Raw genomic sequence first — 15,788 nt, 5'->3', positions numbered from 1 at the left:
GTGACCTAAAACATGAATCTATACCGATTTGAAGTCACGATCGATCAAGAGGTGGCCCATGTCATCATTGCAGCTGAAAATGATGAAGCGGCGTTCCGCCTTGTCGATGTTGAACTTGAGAAGCATTTTTTAAAGGTAAGGGAAGTCGACGATATTTCTTTATATGAAAAGAAAAAAATCCGCAACGGAAACGGCTTTGTATTATCGGGATTTGAAACGATTCTTTAATGATGAGGGGTGAGGTATATGCAATCAGGGAAAGTCTATCTGGTCGGGGCCGGTCCCGGAGACCCGGAGTTAATCACGGTAAAAGGACTGAACAGCATTAAAGAAGCGGATGTGATTCTATATGACCGGCTGGTAAACAATGAGCTGCTCAAGTATGCAAAGCCGAAAGCAGAGCTGATTTACTGCGGAAAACTGCCCAATTATCATTCGCTGCAGCAGGAAACAATTAACCATTTCCTCGTTAAGCATGCCAAGAAGGGGAAAATCGTAACCCGTTTAAAAGGCGGCGATCCGTTTGTATTTGGCAGGGGAGGAGAGGAAGCGGAAGTACTTGCTGCGAACGGAGTCGATTTTGAAATTGTTCCCGGCATCACAGCAGGAATCGCAGCACCCGCGTATGCCGGCATCCCGGTAACGCACCGGGACCACAGCTCGTCCTTTGCGATTGTGACCGGGCATCGCAAGAAAGGCGAAGATGACAACATCAAGTGGGAGCTCCTTGCGAAAGGGATCGATACGCTTGCAATCTATATGGGTGTCAAAAACCTTCCCTATATAAGAGAAAAACTTCTCCACCATGGAAAACGGGAAGATACGCCGGTCGCACTGATTAACTGGGGAACATTGCATGCGCAAAAAACCGTCGTCACTACACTGGGGGACGTAGAGCAGGCCGCTGTAAAGGGGAAAATAGAGAATCCTTGCATGATCATTGTCGGAGACGTTGTCAATATGCGCGACAAGATTAATTGGTTTGAAAATAAACAACTAAAAGAAAGCCTGTTTGCAAGCGGGGCATATTAATGGAAGCTATTTTATATATTTGCCATGGAAGCCGGGTTCCGGCAGCGCAGCAACAAGCTATCGCGTTTATTGAAAAAACGATGAAAGAAAGCCCGGCACCGATCAACGAGTACTGCTTTCTCGAACTCGCGAAGCCGACGATTGAGGAAGCGTTCAGGCGCTGTATTGAAAAAGGGGCAACGAAAATCGCAGCGGTCCCTGTGTTATTGTTAACAGCCGTTCACGCAAAAAAAGATATTCCAAATGAGCTAAACAGAACAGCTGCCCAGTTTCCTGAAGTGCAACTGAACTACGGACGGCCGATCGGTGTTCATCCCGGCATGGTCGAAATCTTGCTCGAACGACTTAAAGAGACGGATGAGGCCCTGACAGAAGATTCGATGATCGTGTTGATAGGCAGGGGGAGCACAGATCCGGATGTTAAGCGGGATCTTGGTGAGATTGCCGAACTGCTGAAACAGAGCAGTGGAGTAAGAAGGGTAGATACGTGTTACTTAACAGCTGCTGAGCCTGGTTTGGAAGAAGGCCTGAAAATAGCAGCCGAAAGTCCCTTCAGTAAAGTTTTTGTCATTCCCTATTTGTTGTTCACAGGAATTTTGATGAAAACAATTGAAAAAGCAATTAACAACCATAGTCAAAAAGATTACAAACAATATATTTTGAGCAATTACTTGGGATACCATCCGCATATAGAAAGCATATTGCGCGAGCGTGCCCATGAACTCTTGGGCGGACAAGAGCAAAAAGGAAACGAGCTGTTAAGATATATATATAGTAGAAGATAAAAGATTCGGAATAAGCAAGATTGAAATCGGGCCGCCAGGCCTGATTTTTGTTTTTAACTAGAATGTATCCACTATATTTGCAACAAGTAAAAGATATATTTTACCGTTTCGCTTAAATCATCCTGGCAATTTCAGCCGGGATTTTTGTATTGCAGAATCTCCATATCATGACAAATTATTGGAAACAAGGAATCTCTTGAAAAGAGATACGGACATCGCTATAATAGAAAAAGTGTGTGAAACATAAAGAAAAGCGAAGATCAGCTTGCGTTTGCTTTATGATTTCTGTATAATAGATAATGTTGGTCTTTGACTGCGATGATGTGGAAGGTTGCTGACACACCCGGCCGCTTTGCCATGGCGAGTGTGTGGGAAATTTCCACGGAGAATGTCTATTTGAAAATAGGCGAAAAGGAGGGAAAGTAATGGCAAAACAAAAGATTCGTATCCGTTTAAAAGCGTATGATCACAGGATTCTTGATCAATCCGCAGAGAAAATTGTTGAAACAGCGAAACGTTCCGGTGCAGCAGTATCAGGTCCGATCCCGCTTCCAACAGAAAAGTCAATCTACACTATTCTTCGTGCGGTGCATAAGTACAAGGATTCTCGTGAGCAGTTTGAAATGCGCACACACAAACGTTTAATTGACATCATTAATCCAACACCACAAACTGTTGACTCATTAATGCGTTTAGACTTGCCATCAGGCGTAGATATCGAAATTAAACTTTAATGAAATAAACCAAACAATCATTTAGGAGGTGTGACTGAAATGACCAAAGGAATCTTAGGAAGAAAAATCGGTATGACTCAAGTGTTTGCTGAAAACGGGGACCTTATTCCAGTAACAGTTGTTGAAGCAGGAGCAAACGTTGTTCTTCAAAAGAAAACTGTTGAAACTGACGGCTATGAAGCGGTTCAACTGGGTTTTGAAGACAAGCGCGAAAAGCTTTCCAACAAACCTGAAAAAGGACACGTTGCAAAAGCAAATACTGCTCCTAAGCGCTTCGTTCGTGAATTGCGCGGAGTTAACTTAGAAGAGTATGAAGTTGGTCAAGAAGTCAAAGTTGATATTTTTGCAGAAGGCGATGCAGTTGATGTAACTGGTATCTCAAAAGGTAAAGGTTTCCAGGGCTCAATCAAGCGCCATGGACAATCTCGCGGGCCTATGGCGCACGGATCACGTTATCACCGTCGCCCTGGTTCAATGGGACCTGTTGCTCCAAACCGTGTATTTAAAGGTAAAGCATTACCTGGACGTATGGGTGGAGAGCAAATCACTGTGCAAAACCTTGAAATCGTAAAGGTTGACGCTGAGCGCAACTTGCTTTTAGTGAAAGGTAACGTACCTGGAGCGAAAAAAGCATTGCTTAAAATTAAATCTGCGGTAAAAGCATAATATCTTCACAGGAAAGGAGGAAACAAAATGCCTAAAGTAGCATTATACAGCCAAGACGGATCACAAGTTGGTGAAATCGAGCTTAATGAATCTGTATTTGGCATCGAGCCCAATAACCATGTGTTGTTTGAAGCGGTGATCATGCAAAGAGCATCACTTCGTCAAGGAACTCACAAAACTAAAATTCGTTCTGAAGTAGCCGGCGGCGGACGCAAGCCGTGGCGCCAAAAAGGAACTGGACGCGCACGTCAAGGATCGATCCGTTCTCCACAATGGCGCGGCGGCGGTACTGTATTCGGACCTGTTCCACGCAGCTACAGCTACAAACTGCCAAAAAAAGTACGTCGTTTAGCGATTAAATCTGCACTATCTTCTAAAGTGTTGGATGAAAATATCCTAGTATTAGAAAACCTTGCTTTCGAAGCACCAAAAACAAAAGACTTCAAAGGAGTCCTTAAAGGTCTTTCAGTTGATTCAAAAGCGCTTGTTGTTACAGCTGACCTCGATGAGAACGTAGCGTTGTCCGCTCGCAACATCCCTGGTGTAACTGTTGTAACTGCTTCTGGAATCAATGTTTTGGATGTTTTAAATCATGATAAGTTAATCATGACGAAAGCAGCGGTTGAAAAAGTAGAGGAGGTGCTTGCATAATGGATGCACGCGAAATCATTAAGCGCCCCGTAATCACTGAAGCTTCTTCTGATATCATGGCTGACAAGAAATACACATTCGAAGTCGATGTTAGAGCGAACAAAACTCAAGTTAAAGACGCTGTTCAAGAAATCTTTGGAGTGAAAGTTGAGAAAGTCAACATTATGAACTACAAAGGTAAGTTCAAGCGTATGGGTAAATTTGGCGGCTATACAAACAAACGCCGCAAAGCTATCGTGAAATTAACTGAAGACAGCAAAGAAATCGAATTCTTTGAGGTTTAATATTTTTAACTAGAAGAGGAGGGAAATAAAATGGCGATTAAAAAGTACAAACCTACCTCCAACGGTCGTCGCGGCATGACTAGTTCTGATTTCGCTGAAATCACAACTGACAAACCGGAAAAATCCTTGCTTGCTCCTTTAACAAGAAAAGGCGGCCGCAACAACCAAGGTAAGTTAACTGTTCGTCATCAAGGTGGCGGCCATAAGCGTCAATACCGTCTAATCGACTTTAAACGCGATAAAGATGGCATTCCAGGACGCGTTGCCACTATTGAATATGATCCAAACCGTTCCGCAAACATTGCATTAATCAACTATGTAGATGGAGAAAAGCGCTACATCCTTGCTCCTAAAAACCTTGAAGTAGGTTTGGAAGTTATGTCCGGCCCTGAAGCTGACATTAAAATAGGAAACGCTCTTCCACTGGCAAACATTCCTGTGGGTACAGTTATCCACAACATCGAGTTAAAGCCTGGTAAAGGCGGACAATTAGTACGTTCAGCTGGAACAAGCGCGCAGGTGCTTGGTAAAGAAGGCAAATACGTATTGGTTCGTTTAAACTCAGGTGAAGTTCGCATGATTCTTGCTACTTGCCGCGCTTCTATCGGCCAGGTGGGTAACGAGCAGCATGAACTAATCAACATTGGTAAAGCAGGTCGTTCACGCTGGTTAGGCAAGCGCCCGACAGTCCGCGGATCTGTTATGAACCCTAACGATCACCCGCACGGTGGTGGTGAAGGACGCGCTCCAATCGGACGTAAATCACCAATGTCTCCATGGGGCAAACCAACTCTTGGATTCAAAACACGCAAGAAGAAAAATAAATCAGATAAATTTATCGTACGTCGCCGCAAAAAATAACGGGATTGAACTACGGTTCACATATAGAGCCGTAGCACAATCACGAAGGGAGGTTCAATCATGGGTCGCAGCTTAAAAAAAGGACCTTTTGTTGATGAGCACTTAATTAACAAGATCGAAAAGTTAAATGAGACTGATGGCAAGCAAGTTGTCAAAACCTGGTCTCGCCGTTCTACGATCTTCCCGCAATTCATCGGACACACTGTTGCTGTTTATGACGGTCGTAAACATGTGCCTGTTTACATCACTGAAGACATGGTAGGTCACAAGCTTGGAGAATTCGCTCCAACTCGTACTTATAAAGGCCATGCAAGTGACGATAAGAAAACAAGACGTTAATGAGAGGAGGGCATTCAGATGCAAGCTAAAGCTGTTGCAAGAACAGTTCGTATTGCTCCTCGTAAAGCTCGTTTAGTCGTAGATTTAATTCGAGGAAAGCAAGTGGGAGAAGCGGTTGCAATTTTAAATCACACGCCAAAAGCTGCTTCACTGATTGTTGAAAAGGTATTAAAATCAGCTGCTGCCAACGCAGAGCATAATTATGAAATGGATGTAAACAACTTGATCGTAGCACAAGCTTATGTTGACGAAGGACCAACACTGAAACGTTTCCGTCCTCGTGCAATGGGCCGTGCAAGCGCAATTAACAAACGTACCAGCCACATCACTATCGTTTTATCAGAAAAGAAGGAGGGATAATCAGTGGGGCAAAAAGTAAATCCAGTCGGTTTGCGTATCGGAATCATCCGTGATTGGGAATCCAAATGGTACGCTGGAAAAGACTATGCGGATCTATTGCACGAAGATATCAAAGTTCGTGAATATATCACTAAGCGTTTAAACGATGCTTCTGTTTCCAAAGTAGAAATCGAACGTGCTGCCAATCGCTTAAATATCACTATTCACACTGCTAAGCCAGGTATGGTCATTGGTAAAGGCGGTACAGAAGTTGAAGCACTTCGCAAAGCGCTAAACGCACTTACAGGCAAGCGTGTACACATTAACATCCTTGAAATTAAAAGAGCAGATGTTGATGCTAAATTAGTTGCTGAAAACATTGCTCGTCAATTAGAGAACCGTGTATCATTCCGCCGTGCACAAAAACAAGCGATCCAACGCGCTATGCGTGCCGGTGCAAAAGGGATTAAAACAATGGTATCCGGCCGTTTGGGCGGAGCGGATATCGCTCGTTCTGAACATTACAGCGAAGGAACAGTTCCACTTCATACTCTTCGTGCTGATATTGACTATGCTACAGCTGAAGCTGATACCACTTATGGCAAGCTTGGCGTAAAAGTATGGATCTATCGTGGAGAAGTCCTTCCTGCCAAGAAGAAGACTGAGGAAGGAGGCCAATAATATGTTAATGCCAAAACGCGTTAAATATCGTCGTGATCACCGCGGAAAGATGCGCGGAAACGCGAAAGGCGGTGCAGAAGTAACATTTGGTGAATTTGGCTTGCAAGCTACAGAAGCAAGCTGGATTACAAACCGCCAAATCGAAGCTGCTCGTATTGCCATGACTCGTTACATGAAACGTGGCGGTAAAGTTTGGATTAAAATCTTCCCTCATAAACCATATACTGCAAAGCCTCTTGAAGTCCGGATGGGTTCCGGTAAAGGTGCTCCTGAAGGATGGGTAGCTGTTGTTAAGCCGGGGAAAGTAATGTTTGAAATTGCCGGCGTATCTGAAGAGGTCGCTCGCGAAGCATTACGTCTTGCAGCACACAAGCTTCCAATTAAGTGCAAGTTTGTGAAACGAGAAGAAATTGGTGGTGAATCAAATGAAAGCTAATGAAATTCGTGACCTTACCACTGCTGAAATAGAACAAAAAGTTAAATCATTAAAAGAAGAGCTTTTCAACCTTCGCTTTCAATTGGCGACTGGACAACTTGAAAACACTGCGCGCATTCGTGAAGTACGCAAATCGATTGCCCGCATGAAAACAGTTATTGGTGAAAGAGAAATTGGCGTTAGCAAGTAATAATCCGAGAGGAGGTTCGCCACAATGAGTGAACGCAACCAGCGCAAAGTTTACACAGGACGCGTCGTTTCTGACAAGATGGATAAAACCGTAACGGTTCTTGTTGAAACACACAAAAAGCATCCTTTATACGGTAAACGCGTTAAGTACTCTAAGAAATTTAAAGCTCATGATGAGCAAAATGAAGCGAAAATTGGCGATGTGGTACGCATTATGGAAACTCGCCCGCTTTCTGCAACTAAGCGCTTCCGCTTAGTAGAAGTAGTAGAAAAAGCCGTTATTATTTAATTGTTCGGAGTAGTTGATTCCGAAGGGAGGTACACTCATGATTCAACAAGAAACGCGCTTGAAAGTAGCTGACAACTCTGGTGCTCGTGAAGTCCTAACGATTAAGGTTCTTGGTGGTTCCGGCCGCAAGACTGCCAATATTGGTGACGTGATCGTTTGTACAGTCAAACAAGCAACACCAGGTGGCGTTGTTAAAAAAGGTGAAGTTGTTAAGGCGGTTATCGTCCGTACAAAGAGCGGAGTTCGCCGTAAAGATGGCACATACATTCGTTTTGATGAAAACGCATGTGTAATTATCCGTGATGATAAGAGCCCTCGTGGTACTCGTATCTTCGGACCGGTTGCTCGTGAACTGCGCGACAACAACTTTATGAAAATCGTATCATTAGCTCCAGAAGTACTATAATTCAAATTTCAATGCCTTTAAGGAGGTGCGACAGATGCATGTGAAAAAAGGTGACAAAGTTATGGTCATCTCTGGCAAAGATAAAGGCAAAACAGGTACTATCCTGGCAGCTTTTCCAAAGCAAAGCCGAGTACTTGTAGAAGGAATTAATGTTGTGAAGAAGCACTCAAAGCCTTCTCAAGCCAATCCGCAGGGCGGAATTATCAGCCTGGAGGCACCTATTCATGTATCAAACGTAATGCCTATCGATCCGAAATCCGGAGAACCAACCCGTGTTGGATACAAAGAGGTTGACGGCAAAAAAGTCCGCATTGCGAAAAAATCTGGTGAAGTTTTAGATAAATAGTTTATTAAGAAGGGAGGTACAATGAATGAACCGCCTAAAAGAAAAGTTTGTTAAAGAAATAACTCCTGCTCTAATGAGCAAGTTCAACTATACATCTGTAATGGAAGTACCGAAGCTTGAAAAAATCGTAATCAATATGGGTGTTGGCGATGCTGTTGCAAATGCAAAGGCGTTGGACAACGCTGTTGAAGAGCTTGCAACAATCACAGGTCAAAAGCCGGTTGTGACTCGTGCGAAAAAGTCAATCGCTGGTTTCCGTCTTCGTGAAGGCATGCCAATCGGCGCGAAAGTAACTCTTCGCGGTGAGCGCATGTATGAGTTTTTCGACAAGTTAGTATCTGTATCTCTTCCGCGTGTACGTGACTTCCGCGGGGTTTCCAAAAAGTCTTTTGATGGACGTGGAAACTACACTCTTGGTGTAAAAGAGCAGTTAATCTTCCCTGAAATTGATTATGATAAAGTAAGCAAAGTACGTGGTATGGATATCGTTATTGTAACTACGGCTAAAACCGATGAAGAGGCTCGTGAACTTTTATCTCAATTCGGAATGCCATTCCAAAAGTAAGGGAGGCGAAAATGTGGCTAAAAAGTCAATGATTGTGAAACAAAAACGCACGCCTAAATACAAAGTACAAGAGTACACACGCTGCGAACGTTGCGGACGTCCACACTCTGTATACCGAAAATTTAAGCTTTGCCGTATCTGTTTCCGTGAATTAGCATACAAAGGACAAATTCCTGGTATTAAAAAAGCTAGCTGGTAAAACTAAAGGTTTGGGAAGGAGGTAAAAACAATGGTCATGACAGATCCAATTGCAGATATGCTTACACGTATTCGTAACGCGAATATGGTTCGTCACGAAAAGTTAGAAGTACCTGCTTCTAATATCAAAAAAGAAATCGCTGAGATTTTGAAGCGTGAAGGTTTCGTTCGTGATGTAGAGTTTATCGAAGACAACAAACAAGGTATCATCCGTATCTTCTTAAAGTACGGTGCAAGCAACGAGCGTGTTATCACAGGTTTAAAACGTATCAGCAAGCCTGGACTTCGCGTATATGCAAAATCAAACGAAGTTCCCCGCGTACTGAACGGTCTTGGTATCGCTCTTGTTTCAACTTCTCAAGGTGTTTTAACTGACAAAGAAGCTCGCGCCAAGCAAGTTGGCGGCGAAGTATTAGCATACGTTTGGTAATACAGTTTCTGAATGAATGGAGGTGCAATAAATGTCTCGCGTAGGTAAAAAACCAATTGATATTCCAACTGGTGTTACAGTTGTTGCTGATAACGGAACTGTGACAGTTAAAGGTCCTAAAGGCGAACTTACTCGCTCTTTTAACCCGGAGATTGAAATTAAAATCGAAGAGAATGTAATCAACATTTCTCGTCCATCTGATGCGAAAGAACATCGCGCATTGCACGGTACGACTCGCGCAGTTATCGCAAATATGGTGGAAGGTGTATCGAAAGGCTTCGAAAGAAACCTTGAGTTAATCGGTGTCGGTTACCGTGCTCAAAAGCAAGGCAAAAAGCTGGTATTAAACGTAGGATACTCTCATCCTGTGGAAATTGAACCAGAAGAAGGCCTTGAAATCGATGTTCCTGCAAATACAAAAATCACAGTTAAAGGTACTGACAAAGAACGCGTTGGTGCTTTGGCTGCAAACATCCGCCAAGTTCGTCCTCCAGAGCCGTACAAAGGCAAAGGAATTCGTTATGAAGGCGAATATGTGCGTCGTAAAGAAGGTAAAACCGGTAAGTAATGCCGCGTAGTTAAACGAAAGGAGTGACATTAATGATTACGAAGCTTGATAAAAATGCCGTACGCTTAAAAAGACATGCTCGTGTTCGTTCTAAGCTTAGCGGAACTGAAGCTCGTCCTCGTTTAAATGTGTTCCGTTCCAATAAACACATTTATGCGCAGCTAATCGATGATGTGAACGGAGTTACTTTAGCAAGTGCTTCTACAATGGACAAAGAAGTTTCTTTAGAGTCTACATCTAATGTTGAAGCTGCTCAAAAGGTCGGAGAATTAATTGCTAAACGTGCTGTAGAAAAAGGCTTTAAATCTGTAGTATTTGACCGCGGAGGCTACCTGTACCATGGACGTGTTCAGGCATTGGCAGATGCAGCCCGCGAAAACGGCTTGGAATTTTAATAGACAAAGGAGGGACACAAAAAGATGCGTCGTATTGATCCAAACAAACTTGAACTTGAAGAGCGCGTAGTTACAGTTAACCGTGTAGCGAAAGTTGTTAAAGGTGGACGCCGTTTCCGTTTCTCTGCTCTTGTAGTAGTTGGCGACAAAAACGGTCACGTTGGCTTCGGAACTGGTAAAGCGCAAGAAGTGCCAGATGCTATTCGCAAGGCGATTGAAGATGCAAAGAAAAACTTGATTGAAGTACCTATGGTTGGAGGAACAACTCCTCACCAGGTTATCGGGCGCTTTGGCGCTGGTGAAATCCTGATCAAACCTGCTTCTGCCGGTACAGGTATCATCGCTGGTGGTCCGGTTCGTGCGGTTCTTGAGTTAGCCGGTGTGGCAGATATCCTGTCAAAATCATTGGGAACAAACACTCCAATCAACATGGTCCGTGCAACGATTGACGGATTAAAACAATTAAAACGTGCTGAAGACGTAGCGAAGCTGCGTGGTAAATCAGTAGAAGAACTGTTAGGATAAGGAGGGAAACCAAATGGCTAACAAATTGCAAATTACCCTCACTCGCAGCGTGATTGGTCGCCCTGAGGACCAGCGCGAAACAGTTAAAGCTTTAGGATTACGAAAAATGCACCAAACAGTTGAGCAGCAAGACAACCCGGCTATCCGCGGCATGATCAAAAAAGTTGCTCACCTTGTGACGGTTAAAGAACAATAAATCCATTCTTCTTTGAATAAGGAGGTGCCAAAATGAAACTTCATGAATTAAAACCTGCAGAAGGTTCTCGTCAAGAACGTAAACGTAAAGGTCGCGGTATTGGTTCTGGTAACGGCAAAACTGCCGGTAAAGGTCATAAAGGTCAAAACGCCCGTTCCGGCGGCGGTGTTCGTCCTGGCTTTGAGGGTGGTCAAACACCTCTTTTCCAACGCTTGCCTAAACGTGGATTTACGAACATCAACCGTAAAGAATATGCAGTTGTGAACCTTGAGACGCTTAACCGCTTTGAAGACGGTACTGAAGTTACTCCAGAACTTCTGATCGAAACAGGTGTTGTCTCCAGCGGGAAAGCAGGAATTAAGATTCTTGCAAAAGGAAATGTTGAGAAAAAGCTTACAGTTAAAGCTCATAAATTCTCCTCTGCTGCCAAGGAAGCGATTGAAGCTGCCGGCGGTCAAACTGAGGTGATCTAATGTTTCAGACAATCTCCAATTTTATGCGCGTGGGTGAAATAAGACGAAAGATCATATTCACCCTTTTAATGTTGATTGTATTTCGCATCGGTGCATTTATACCTGTACCCAATGTGAATGCCGATATTTTAAAAGCACAAGATGAACTTAATGTTTTTGGCGTGCTGAATACATTTGGCGGCGGCGCGTTATTTAACTTCTCCATTCTTGCGATGGGAATCATGCCGTATATCACAGCCTCGATTATCGTTCAGCTTTTACAGATGGATGTCGTGCCAAAGTTTACGGAATGGTCAAAGCAAGGGGAGGTTGGACGCCGCAAATTGGCCCAGTTTACCCGCTATTTTACAATTGTGCTTGGTTTAATCCAGGCCGTTGGTATGTCTTATGGCTTCAACGCAATGGCGGGCGGCATGCTGATTGAAAACCCTGGTATAACTACCTATTTGCTGATTGCAATTGTTCTCACGGCAGGTACTGCATTTTTAATGTGGCTCGGTGAACAAATCACAGCAAAAGGTGTCGGCAACGGGATTTCAATTATCATTTTTGCCGGTATTGTTGCCGGTATTCCGACAGCGGTCAACCAGGTTTACGCCCAGCAGTTTGAGAATGCGGGCGAAGACCTATTTCTTCGGATTGTGACCGTATTGTTAATCGTTCTTGCTGTAATCGCGATTATTGTCGGAACGATTTTCATTCAACAAGCACTGCGTAAAATCCCGATCCAGTATGCGAAAAGGATGGCGGCGGCAGGCCGTCAGACAGGTGGCCAATCAACGCATCTACCATTAAAAGTAAATGCAGCGGGAGTTATCCCGGTCATTTTCGCGGTCTCATTTGTTGTTACTCCGCCGACGATTGCTTCGTTTTTCGGCTCGAATGATGTAACGAGATGGATTCAAGATACGTTTGATTATACAAGTCCGATCGGAATGAGCTTATATGTGGCCTTGATTATCGCTTTTACGTATTTTTATGCCTTTATCCAGGTGAATCCAGAGCAGGTTTCGGAAAACCTTAAAAAGCAAGGCGGATATATTCCTGGAATACGTCCGGGGAAAAACACTCAAGAATATTTGACCCGGGTTTTATATCGGTTGACATTAGTCGGCTCGATTTTCCTAGCGCTTATTGCTGTTCTGCCGGTATTCTTTACCCAATTTGCCGGACTTCCTCAATCTGCCCAAATTGGTGGAACGAGCTTGCTTATCGTAGTAGGGGTTGCCCTGGAGACGATGAAGCAGCTTGAAGCTCAGCTTGTAAAGCGCCATTACAAAGGCTTTATTAAATAATTTGGTTTTGGGGACTTTTGTTCCCTAAAGCCGATTAGAGACTGAGGGGGATACGGATGAATTTAGTGTTAATGGGGCTTCCGGGTGCAGGAAAAGGCACGCAAGCCGAAAAAATTGTTGCCAAATATGGCATCCCTCATATCTCAACAGGAGATATGTTCCGTTCAGCCATCAAAGATGGAACGGAACTGGGTTTAAAAGCAAAATCATTTATGGATAAAGGCGAGCTTGTTCCTGACGAAGTAACAATCGGCATTGTCCGTGAACGATTAAGCAAGGATGACTGTAAAAAAGGCTTCTTATTAGATGGATTTCCAAGAACGGTTGCTCAAGCAGAAGCGCTTGAGGATATGCTGTCAGGCCTGGAAATGAAAATAGATTACGTCATTAATATTGATGTCGATCAATCCATTCTAATGGAGCGCTTAACTGGTCGGCGCATTTGCAAAAACTGCGGTGCCACCTATCATCTTGTTTTTAATCCTCCTGCTGTCGAGAATGTGTGTGATCGCTGTGGCGGAGAATTATATCAGCGCGCAGATGATAATTCGGAAACAGTTAAAAATCGCCTTGATGTGAACATTCAACAATCCAGGCCTTTATTGGACTTTTATGAAACAAAAGGCTACTTACGCAACATCGATGGTCAGCAGGATATCGATTTGGTTTTTGCTGATATTGACAAGTTGCTCGGAGGCTTAAAGTAATGATTATTTGTAAAACTCCCCGTGAAATAGAGATCATGAGGGAAGCCGGACGAATAGTGGCACTAACCCACCAGGAGTTGAAAAAATATATAGTTCCTGGCGTGACCACGAAAGAACTCGATGCAATTGCTGATCGGTTTATCCGTGCGTCTGATGCTTATCCTTCTTTTAAAGGGTATAACGGATTTAGTGGCAGCATCTGCGCTTCTGTCAATAATGAGCTTGTTCACGGGATACCAGGTAGCCGTGTCCTCAAGGAGGGCGACATAATCAGCATTGATATCGGTGCGAAGTTTAACGGGTATCATGGTGACTCAGCATGGACGTATCCTGTTGGGAAAATAGATGAAGAAACGGTGCGTCTATTGGACGTAACCGAAGCTTCTCTTTATGAAGGACTCAAGGAAGCTAAGCCAGGCGAACGTCTATCAAACATCTCCCATGCGATCCAAACGCACGTCGAAACAAACGGTTTTTCCATAGTGCGTGAGTATGTCGGTCACGGAATCGGGCAAGACTTACATGAGGACCCGCAAATTCCTCATTACGGTCCTCCGAATAAAGGGCCGCGCTTAAGGCCTGGCATGGTACTTGCTGTTGAACCGATGGTGAATGCAGGCAGTCGATATGTAAAAACATTAGCGGACGATTGGACAGTGGTTACAGTAGATGGAAAGATGTGTGCCCATTTTGAGCATACGATTGCGATTACTGAAACTGGTTATGAGATTTTAACAAAAATCTAGATCCAATTGCCTGGAAATGTGCGTTTCGCAGTTTTGGATAAAATTCCGATGAAAAATGCGGGCGCAAAACCATTCAATATGCTATAATTATAAGGTTGGAAAATGAAAGGTTTATCGATTTGTTTATATCAGCGTAAACATCTTTTATGCTGAAACAAAATGAGGATTACCACATTTTCTGCTCGAAAATTGCGCATCACTGAATATGTTCACAGCGGAAAGCTACAGGCTGCGAAAAAATGAAAACCACGCTTTGCCCTGCAAAACGTTTGGAAGAATACGTGTTGAAAGAAGAAGGGAGACGAGTTCGATGGCTAAAGATGATGTAATCGAAGTAGAAGGCACCGTGATTGAAACTTTGCCTAATGCCATGTTTAAGGTAGAATTAGAAAATGGTCATACTGTACTGGCTCATGTCTCGGGCAAAATTCGCATGCACTTTATTCGCATTTTACCGGGTGATAAAGTAACGGTTGAGCTTTCTCCATATGATTTAACCCGCGGAAGAATTACGTACCGCTTTAAATAATCCTGATGCACTCCGTACTATTAAGGAGGTTAGAATAATGAAAGTAAGACCATCTGTTAAGCCGATCTGCGAAAAGTGTAAAGTAATCCGCAGACGCGGCAAAGTCATGGTTATCTGCGAAAACCCTAAGCATAAACAAAAACAAGGTTAATTTTGAAGGAGGTGCTGAAGTTTATGGCACGTATTGCTGGAGTGGATATCCCACGTGAAAAACGTGTAGTTATCTCTTTAACTTACATTTTTGGTATCGGTAAAAGTACTGCTCAAAAAGTACTGGCTGAAGCAGGTGTTTCTGAAGACACTCGCGTTCGTGACTTGACGGAAGATGAATTAAATAAAATCCGTGAAATCATTGACAGATTAAAAGTAGAAGGTGACCTTCGCCGTGAAGTTTCCCTTAACATTAAGCGTTTAATGGAAATTGGAAGCTATCGTGGATTGCGTCATCGCCGTGGTTTGCCCGTTCGCGGACAAAATACGAAAAACAATGCCCGTACTCGTAAAGGTCCTCGTAAGACTGTAGCGAACAAGAAGAAATAATCGGTAAAGGAGGTACTATTAATGGCTCGTAAAACTAATACACGCAAACGCCGTGTGAAAAAGAATATTGAAGCAGGCGTTGCACATATTCGTTCAACTTTCAATAACACAATCGTAACCATTACTGACGTACATGGTAACGCGATTTCCTGGTCCAGTGCCGGAGCTCTTGGCTTTAAAGGTTCTCGTAAGTCCACTCCATTTGCTGCTCAAATGGCGGCAGAAACTGCGGCAAAAGCTTCTCAAGAACATGGCATGAAAACTCTTGAAGTAACGGTTAAAGGACCTGGTGCAGGCCGCGAAGCCGCTATCCGTGCTCTTCAAGCTGCTGGTCTTGAAGTAACAGCAATCAGAGACGTAACTCCAGTTCCTCATAATGGATGCCGTCCGCCAAAACGCCGCCGAGTATAATTTTTCTGTATAGATTTTGTATCCCTGTCTATAATGGGATATGATACAATTTTTTTATGTTCGTACAGAAACATTAACTCCAGTTGTTGTGCACAAACGGGAACGTATACATGGGGGAAATTTCGGTAGGGAAAATCCAGCCGGGGTTCCGACGTTTTGAAGGAGGGTATAT

31 protein-coding genes are annotated in these 15,788 nt (G+C 43.6%); all 31 read left to right on the top strand.

Annotated elements, in window-relative coordinates:
• Positions 1-12: 12 nt before the first annotated feature.
• The 31 genes from CU633_RS08290 (at position 13) to rpsK (ending at position 15,616) form a co-directional block, all read left to right on the top strand.
• Positions 13-228 (top strand): DUF3906 family protein, encoded by a 216-nt coding sequence (locus CU633_RS08290; RefSeq protein ID WP_101659286.1) that lies wholly within the window; start codon positions 13-15, stop codon positions 226-228.
• 18 nt (positions 229-246) lie between these two features.
• On the top strand, positions 247-1,032 hold the full coding sequence (cobA, locus tag CU633_RS08285; protein WP_101659283.1) for a uroporphyrinogen-III C-methyltransferase: 786 nt from the start codon (positions 247-249) through the stop codon (positions 1,030-1,032).
• On the top strand, positions 1,032-1,817 hold the full coding sequence (locus CU633_RS08280) for a sirohydrochlorin chelatase (protein WP_101659281.1): 786 nt from the start codon (positions 1,032-1,034) through the stop codon (positions 1,815-1,817). Before cobA ends, CU633_RS08280 begins: the two co-directional genes overlap by 1 nt.
• 425 nt (positions 1,818-2,242) lie before the next feature.
• Positions 2,243-2,551: a 30S ribosomal protein S10 gene (rpsJ, locus tag CU633_RS08275; protein ID WP_009791329.1), complete on the top strand. Its 309-nt coding sequence runs from the start codon at positions 2,243-2,245 to the stop codon at positions 2,549-2,551.
• Between the two features lie 39 nt (positions 2,552-2,590).
• Positions 2,591-3,217, top strand: a complete 627-nt coding sequence (gene rplC, locus CU633_RS08270) for a 50S ribosomal protein L3 (protein ID WP_101659279.1) — start codon at positions 2,591-2,593, stop codon at positions 3,215-3,217.
• Positions 3,218-3,244: 27 nt separating this feature from the next.
• Positions 3,245-3,868 carry a 50S ribosomal protein L4 gene (gene rplD / locus CU633_RS08265; RefSeq protein WP_101659277.1) on the top strand — a complete coding sequence of 208 codons (624 nt, stop codon included), beginning with the start codon at positions 3,245-3,247 and terminating at the stop codon, positions 3,866-3,868.
• The gene (rplW, locus tag CU633_RS08260; protein ID WP_101659273.1) at positions 3,868-4,152 is read left to right on the top strand and encodes a 50S ribosomal protein L23; all 285 of its coding nucleotides are present in this window, start codon (positions 3,868-3,870) and stop codon (positions 4,150-4,152) included. Before rplD ends, rplW begins: the two co-directional genes overlap by 1 nt.
• Before the next feature lie 30 nt (positions 4,153-4,182).
• Positions 4,183-5,013 (top strand): 50S ribosomal protein L2, encoded by an 831-nt coding sequence (gene rplB / locus CU633_RS08255; protein WP_101659271.1) that lies wholly within the window; start codon positions 4,183-4,185, stop codon positions 5,011-5,013.
• 60 nt (positions 5,014-5,073) lie between these two features.
• On the top strand, positions 5,074-5,352 hold the full coding sequence (rpsS, locus tag CU633_RS08250) for a 30S ribosomal protein S19 (protein ID WP_101659270.1): 279 nt from the start codon (positions 5,074-5,076) through the stop codon (positions 5,350-5,352).
• Between the two features lie 18 nt (positions 5,353-5,370).
• Complete coding sequence (gene rplV / locus CU633_RS08245; protein WP_101659269.1) at positions 5,371-5,712, top strand: 50S ribosomal protein L22; 342 nt, start codon at positions 5,371-5,373, stop codon at positions 5,710-5,712.
• 3 nt (positions 5,713-5,715) lie between these two features.
• Positions 5,716-6,372: a 30S ribosomal protein S3 gene (gene rpsC / locus CU633_RS08240; RefSeq protein WP_101659267.1), complete on the top strand. Its 657-nt coding sequence runs from the start codon at positions 5,716-5,718 to the stop codon at positions 6,370-6,372.
• Between the two features lies 1 nt (position 6,373).
• Positions 6,374-6,808, top strand: coding sequence for a 50S ribosomal protein L16 (gene rplP / locus CU633_RS08235; protein WP_101659266.1), 435 nt, complete (start codon positions 6,374-6,376; stop codon positions 6,806-6,808).
• Positions 6,798-6,998: a 50S ribosomal protein L29 gene (gene rpmC, locus CU633_RS08230; protein WP_101659265.1), complete on the top strand. Its 201-nt coding sequence runs from the start codon at positions 6,798-6,800 to the stop codon at positions 6,996-6,998. The genes rplP and rpmC overlap by 11 nt, the downstream gene beginning before the upstream one ends.
• A 24-nt stretch (positions 6,999-7,022) precedes the next feature.
• On the top strand, positions 7,023-7,286 hold the full coding sequence (gene rpsQ / locus CU633_RS08225; protein WP_007085281.1) for a 30S ribosomal protein S17: 264 nt from the start codon (positions 7,023-7,025) through the stop codon (positions 7,284-7,286).
• 37 nt (positions 7,287-7,323) lie between these two features.
• On the top strand, positions 7,324-7,692 hold the full coding sequence (gene rplN / locus CU633_RS08220) for a 50S ribosomal protein L14 (RefSeq protein ID WP_101659264.1): 369 nt from the start codon (positions 7,324-7,326) through the stop codon (positions 7,690-7,692).
• A gap of 34 nt (positions 7,693-7,726) precedes the next feature.
• Entirely contained in the window at positions 7,727-8,038 is a 312-nt protein-coding gene (gene rplX, locus CU633_RS08215) for a 50S ribosomal protein L24 (RefSeq protein WP_101659263.1), read from the top strand.
• Positions 8,039-8,063: 25 nt separating this feature from the next.
• Positions 8,064-8,603, top strand: a complete 540-nt coding sequence (rplE, locus tag CU633_RS08210; protein ID WP_101659259.1) for a 50S ribosomal protein L5 — start codon at positions 8,064-8,066, stop codon at positions 8,601-8,603.
• Positions 8,604-8,616: 13 nt separating this feature from the next.
• The gene (locus CU633_RS08205) at positions 8,617-8,802 is read left to right on the top strand and encodes a type Z 30S ribosomal protein S14 (RefSeq protein WP_101659258.1); all 186 of its coding nucleotides are present in this window, start codon (positions 8,617-8,619) and stop codon (positions 8,800-8,802) included.
• A 30-nt stretch (positions 8,803-8,832) separates the two neighbouring features.
• Positions 8,833-9,231: a 30S ribosomal protein S8 gene (gene rpsH / locus CU633_RS08200; protein WP_101659257.1), complete on the top strand. Its 399-nt coding sequence runs from the start codon at positions 8,833-8,835 to the stop codon at positions 9,229-9,231.
• A 31-nt stretch (positions 9,232-9,262) separates the two neighbouring features.
• Positions 9,263-9,799: a 50S ribosomal protein L6 gene (gene rplF / locus CU633_RS08195; RefSeq protein ID WP_101659256.1), complete on the top strand. Its 537-nt coding sequence runs from the start codon at positions 9,263-9,265 to the stop codon at positions 9,797-9,799.
• Between the two features lie 32 nt (positions 9,800-9,831).
• Positions 9,832-10,194: a 50S ribosomal protein L18 gene (gene rplR / locus CU633_RS08190; RefSeq protein WP_101659255.1), complete on the top strand. Its 363-nt coding sequence runs from the start codon at positions 9,832-9,834 to the stop codon at positions 10,192-10,194.
• A gap of 24 nt (positions 10,195-10,218) precedes the next feature.
• A complete protein-coding gene (rpsE, locus tag CU633_RS08185; protein WP_101659253.1) occupies positions 10,219-10,719 on the top strand; it encodes a 30S ribosomal protein S5 in 501 nt (166 codons plus the stop codon).
• Positions 10,720-10,732: 13 nt separating this feature from the next.
• On the top strand, positions 10,733-10,915 hold the full coding sequence (rpmD, locus tag CU633_RS08180; RefSeq protein WP_101659251.1) for a 50S ribosomal protein L30: 183 nt from the start codon (positions 10,733-10,735) through the stop codon (positions 10,913-10,915).
• A gap of 32 nt (positions 10,916-10,947) precedes the next feature.
• The gene (rplO, locus tag CU633_RS08175) at positions 10,948-11,388 is read left to right on the top strand and encodes a 50S ribosomal protein L15 (RefSeq protein ID WP_101659249.1); all 441 of its coding nucleotides are present in this window, start codon (positions 10,948-10,950) and stop codon (positions 11,386-11,388) included.
• Positions 11,388-12,683 (top strand): preprotein translocase subunit SecY, encoded by a 1,296-nt coding sequence (secY, locus tag CU633_RS08170; RefSeq protein WP_101659247.1) that lies wholly within the window; start codon positions 11,388-11,390, stop codon positions 12,681-12,683. Before rplO ends, secY begins: the two co-directional genes overlap by 1 nt.
• A 56-nt stretch (positions 12,684-12,739) precedes the next feature.
• On the top strand, positions 12,740-13,390 hold the full coding sequence (locus CU633_RS08165; RefSeq protein ID WP_101659245.1) for an adenylate kinase: 651 nt from the start codon (positions 12,740-12,742) through the stop codon (positions 13,388-13,390).
• Positions 13,390-14,136, top strand: coding sequence for a type I methionyl aminopeptidase (gene map, locus CU633_RS08160; RefSeq protein ID WP_101659243.1), 747 nt, complete (start codon positions 13,390-13,392; stop codon positions 14,134-14,136). The genes CU633_RS08165 and map overlap by 1 nt, the downstream gene beginning before the upstream one ends.
• Positions 14,137-14,446: 310 nt before the next feature.
• The gene (gene infA, locus CU633_RS08155; RefSeq protein WP_010191517.1) at positions 14,447-14,665 is read left to right on the top strand and encodes a translation initiation factor IF-1; all 219 of its coding nucleotides are present in this window, start codon (positions 14,447-14,449) and stop codon (positions 14,663-14,665) included.
• 37 nt (positions 14,666-14,702) lie between these two features.
• The gene (gene rpmJ / locus CU633_RS08150; RefSeq protein ID WP_000868344.1) at positions 14,703-14,816 is read left to right on the top strand and encodes a 50S ribosomal protein L36; all 114 of its coding nucleotides are present in this window, start codon (positions 14,703-14,705) and stop codon (positions 14,814-14,816) included.
• Positions 14,817-14,839: 23 nt separating this feature from the next.
• Positions 14,840-15,205 (top strand): 30S ribosomal protein S13, encoded by a 366-nt coding sequence (gene rpsM / locus CU633_RS08145; RefSeq protein WP_101659241.1) that lies wholly within the window; start codon positions 14,840-14,842, stop codon positions 15,203-15,205.
• Between the two features lie 21 nt (positions 15,206-15,226).
• Positions 15,227-15,616, top strand: a complete 390-nt coding sequence (gene rpsK, locus CU633_RS08140; protein ID WP_101576187.1) for a 30S ribosomal protein S11 — start codon at positions 15,227-15,229, stop codon at positions 15,614-15,616.
• Positions 15,617-15,788 lie beyond the last annotated feature (172 nt).

Origin of the sequence: Bacillus sp. V3-13, assembly GCF_002860165.1 — a bacterium.
GTDB lineage: Bacteria > Bacillota > Bacilli > Bacillales > Cytobacillaceae > Bacillus_BJ.
Note: the sequence above shows the minus strand (reverse complement) of the source record. Positions and strands in the feature narration are given on the sequence as shown.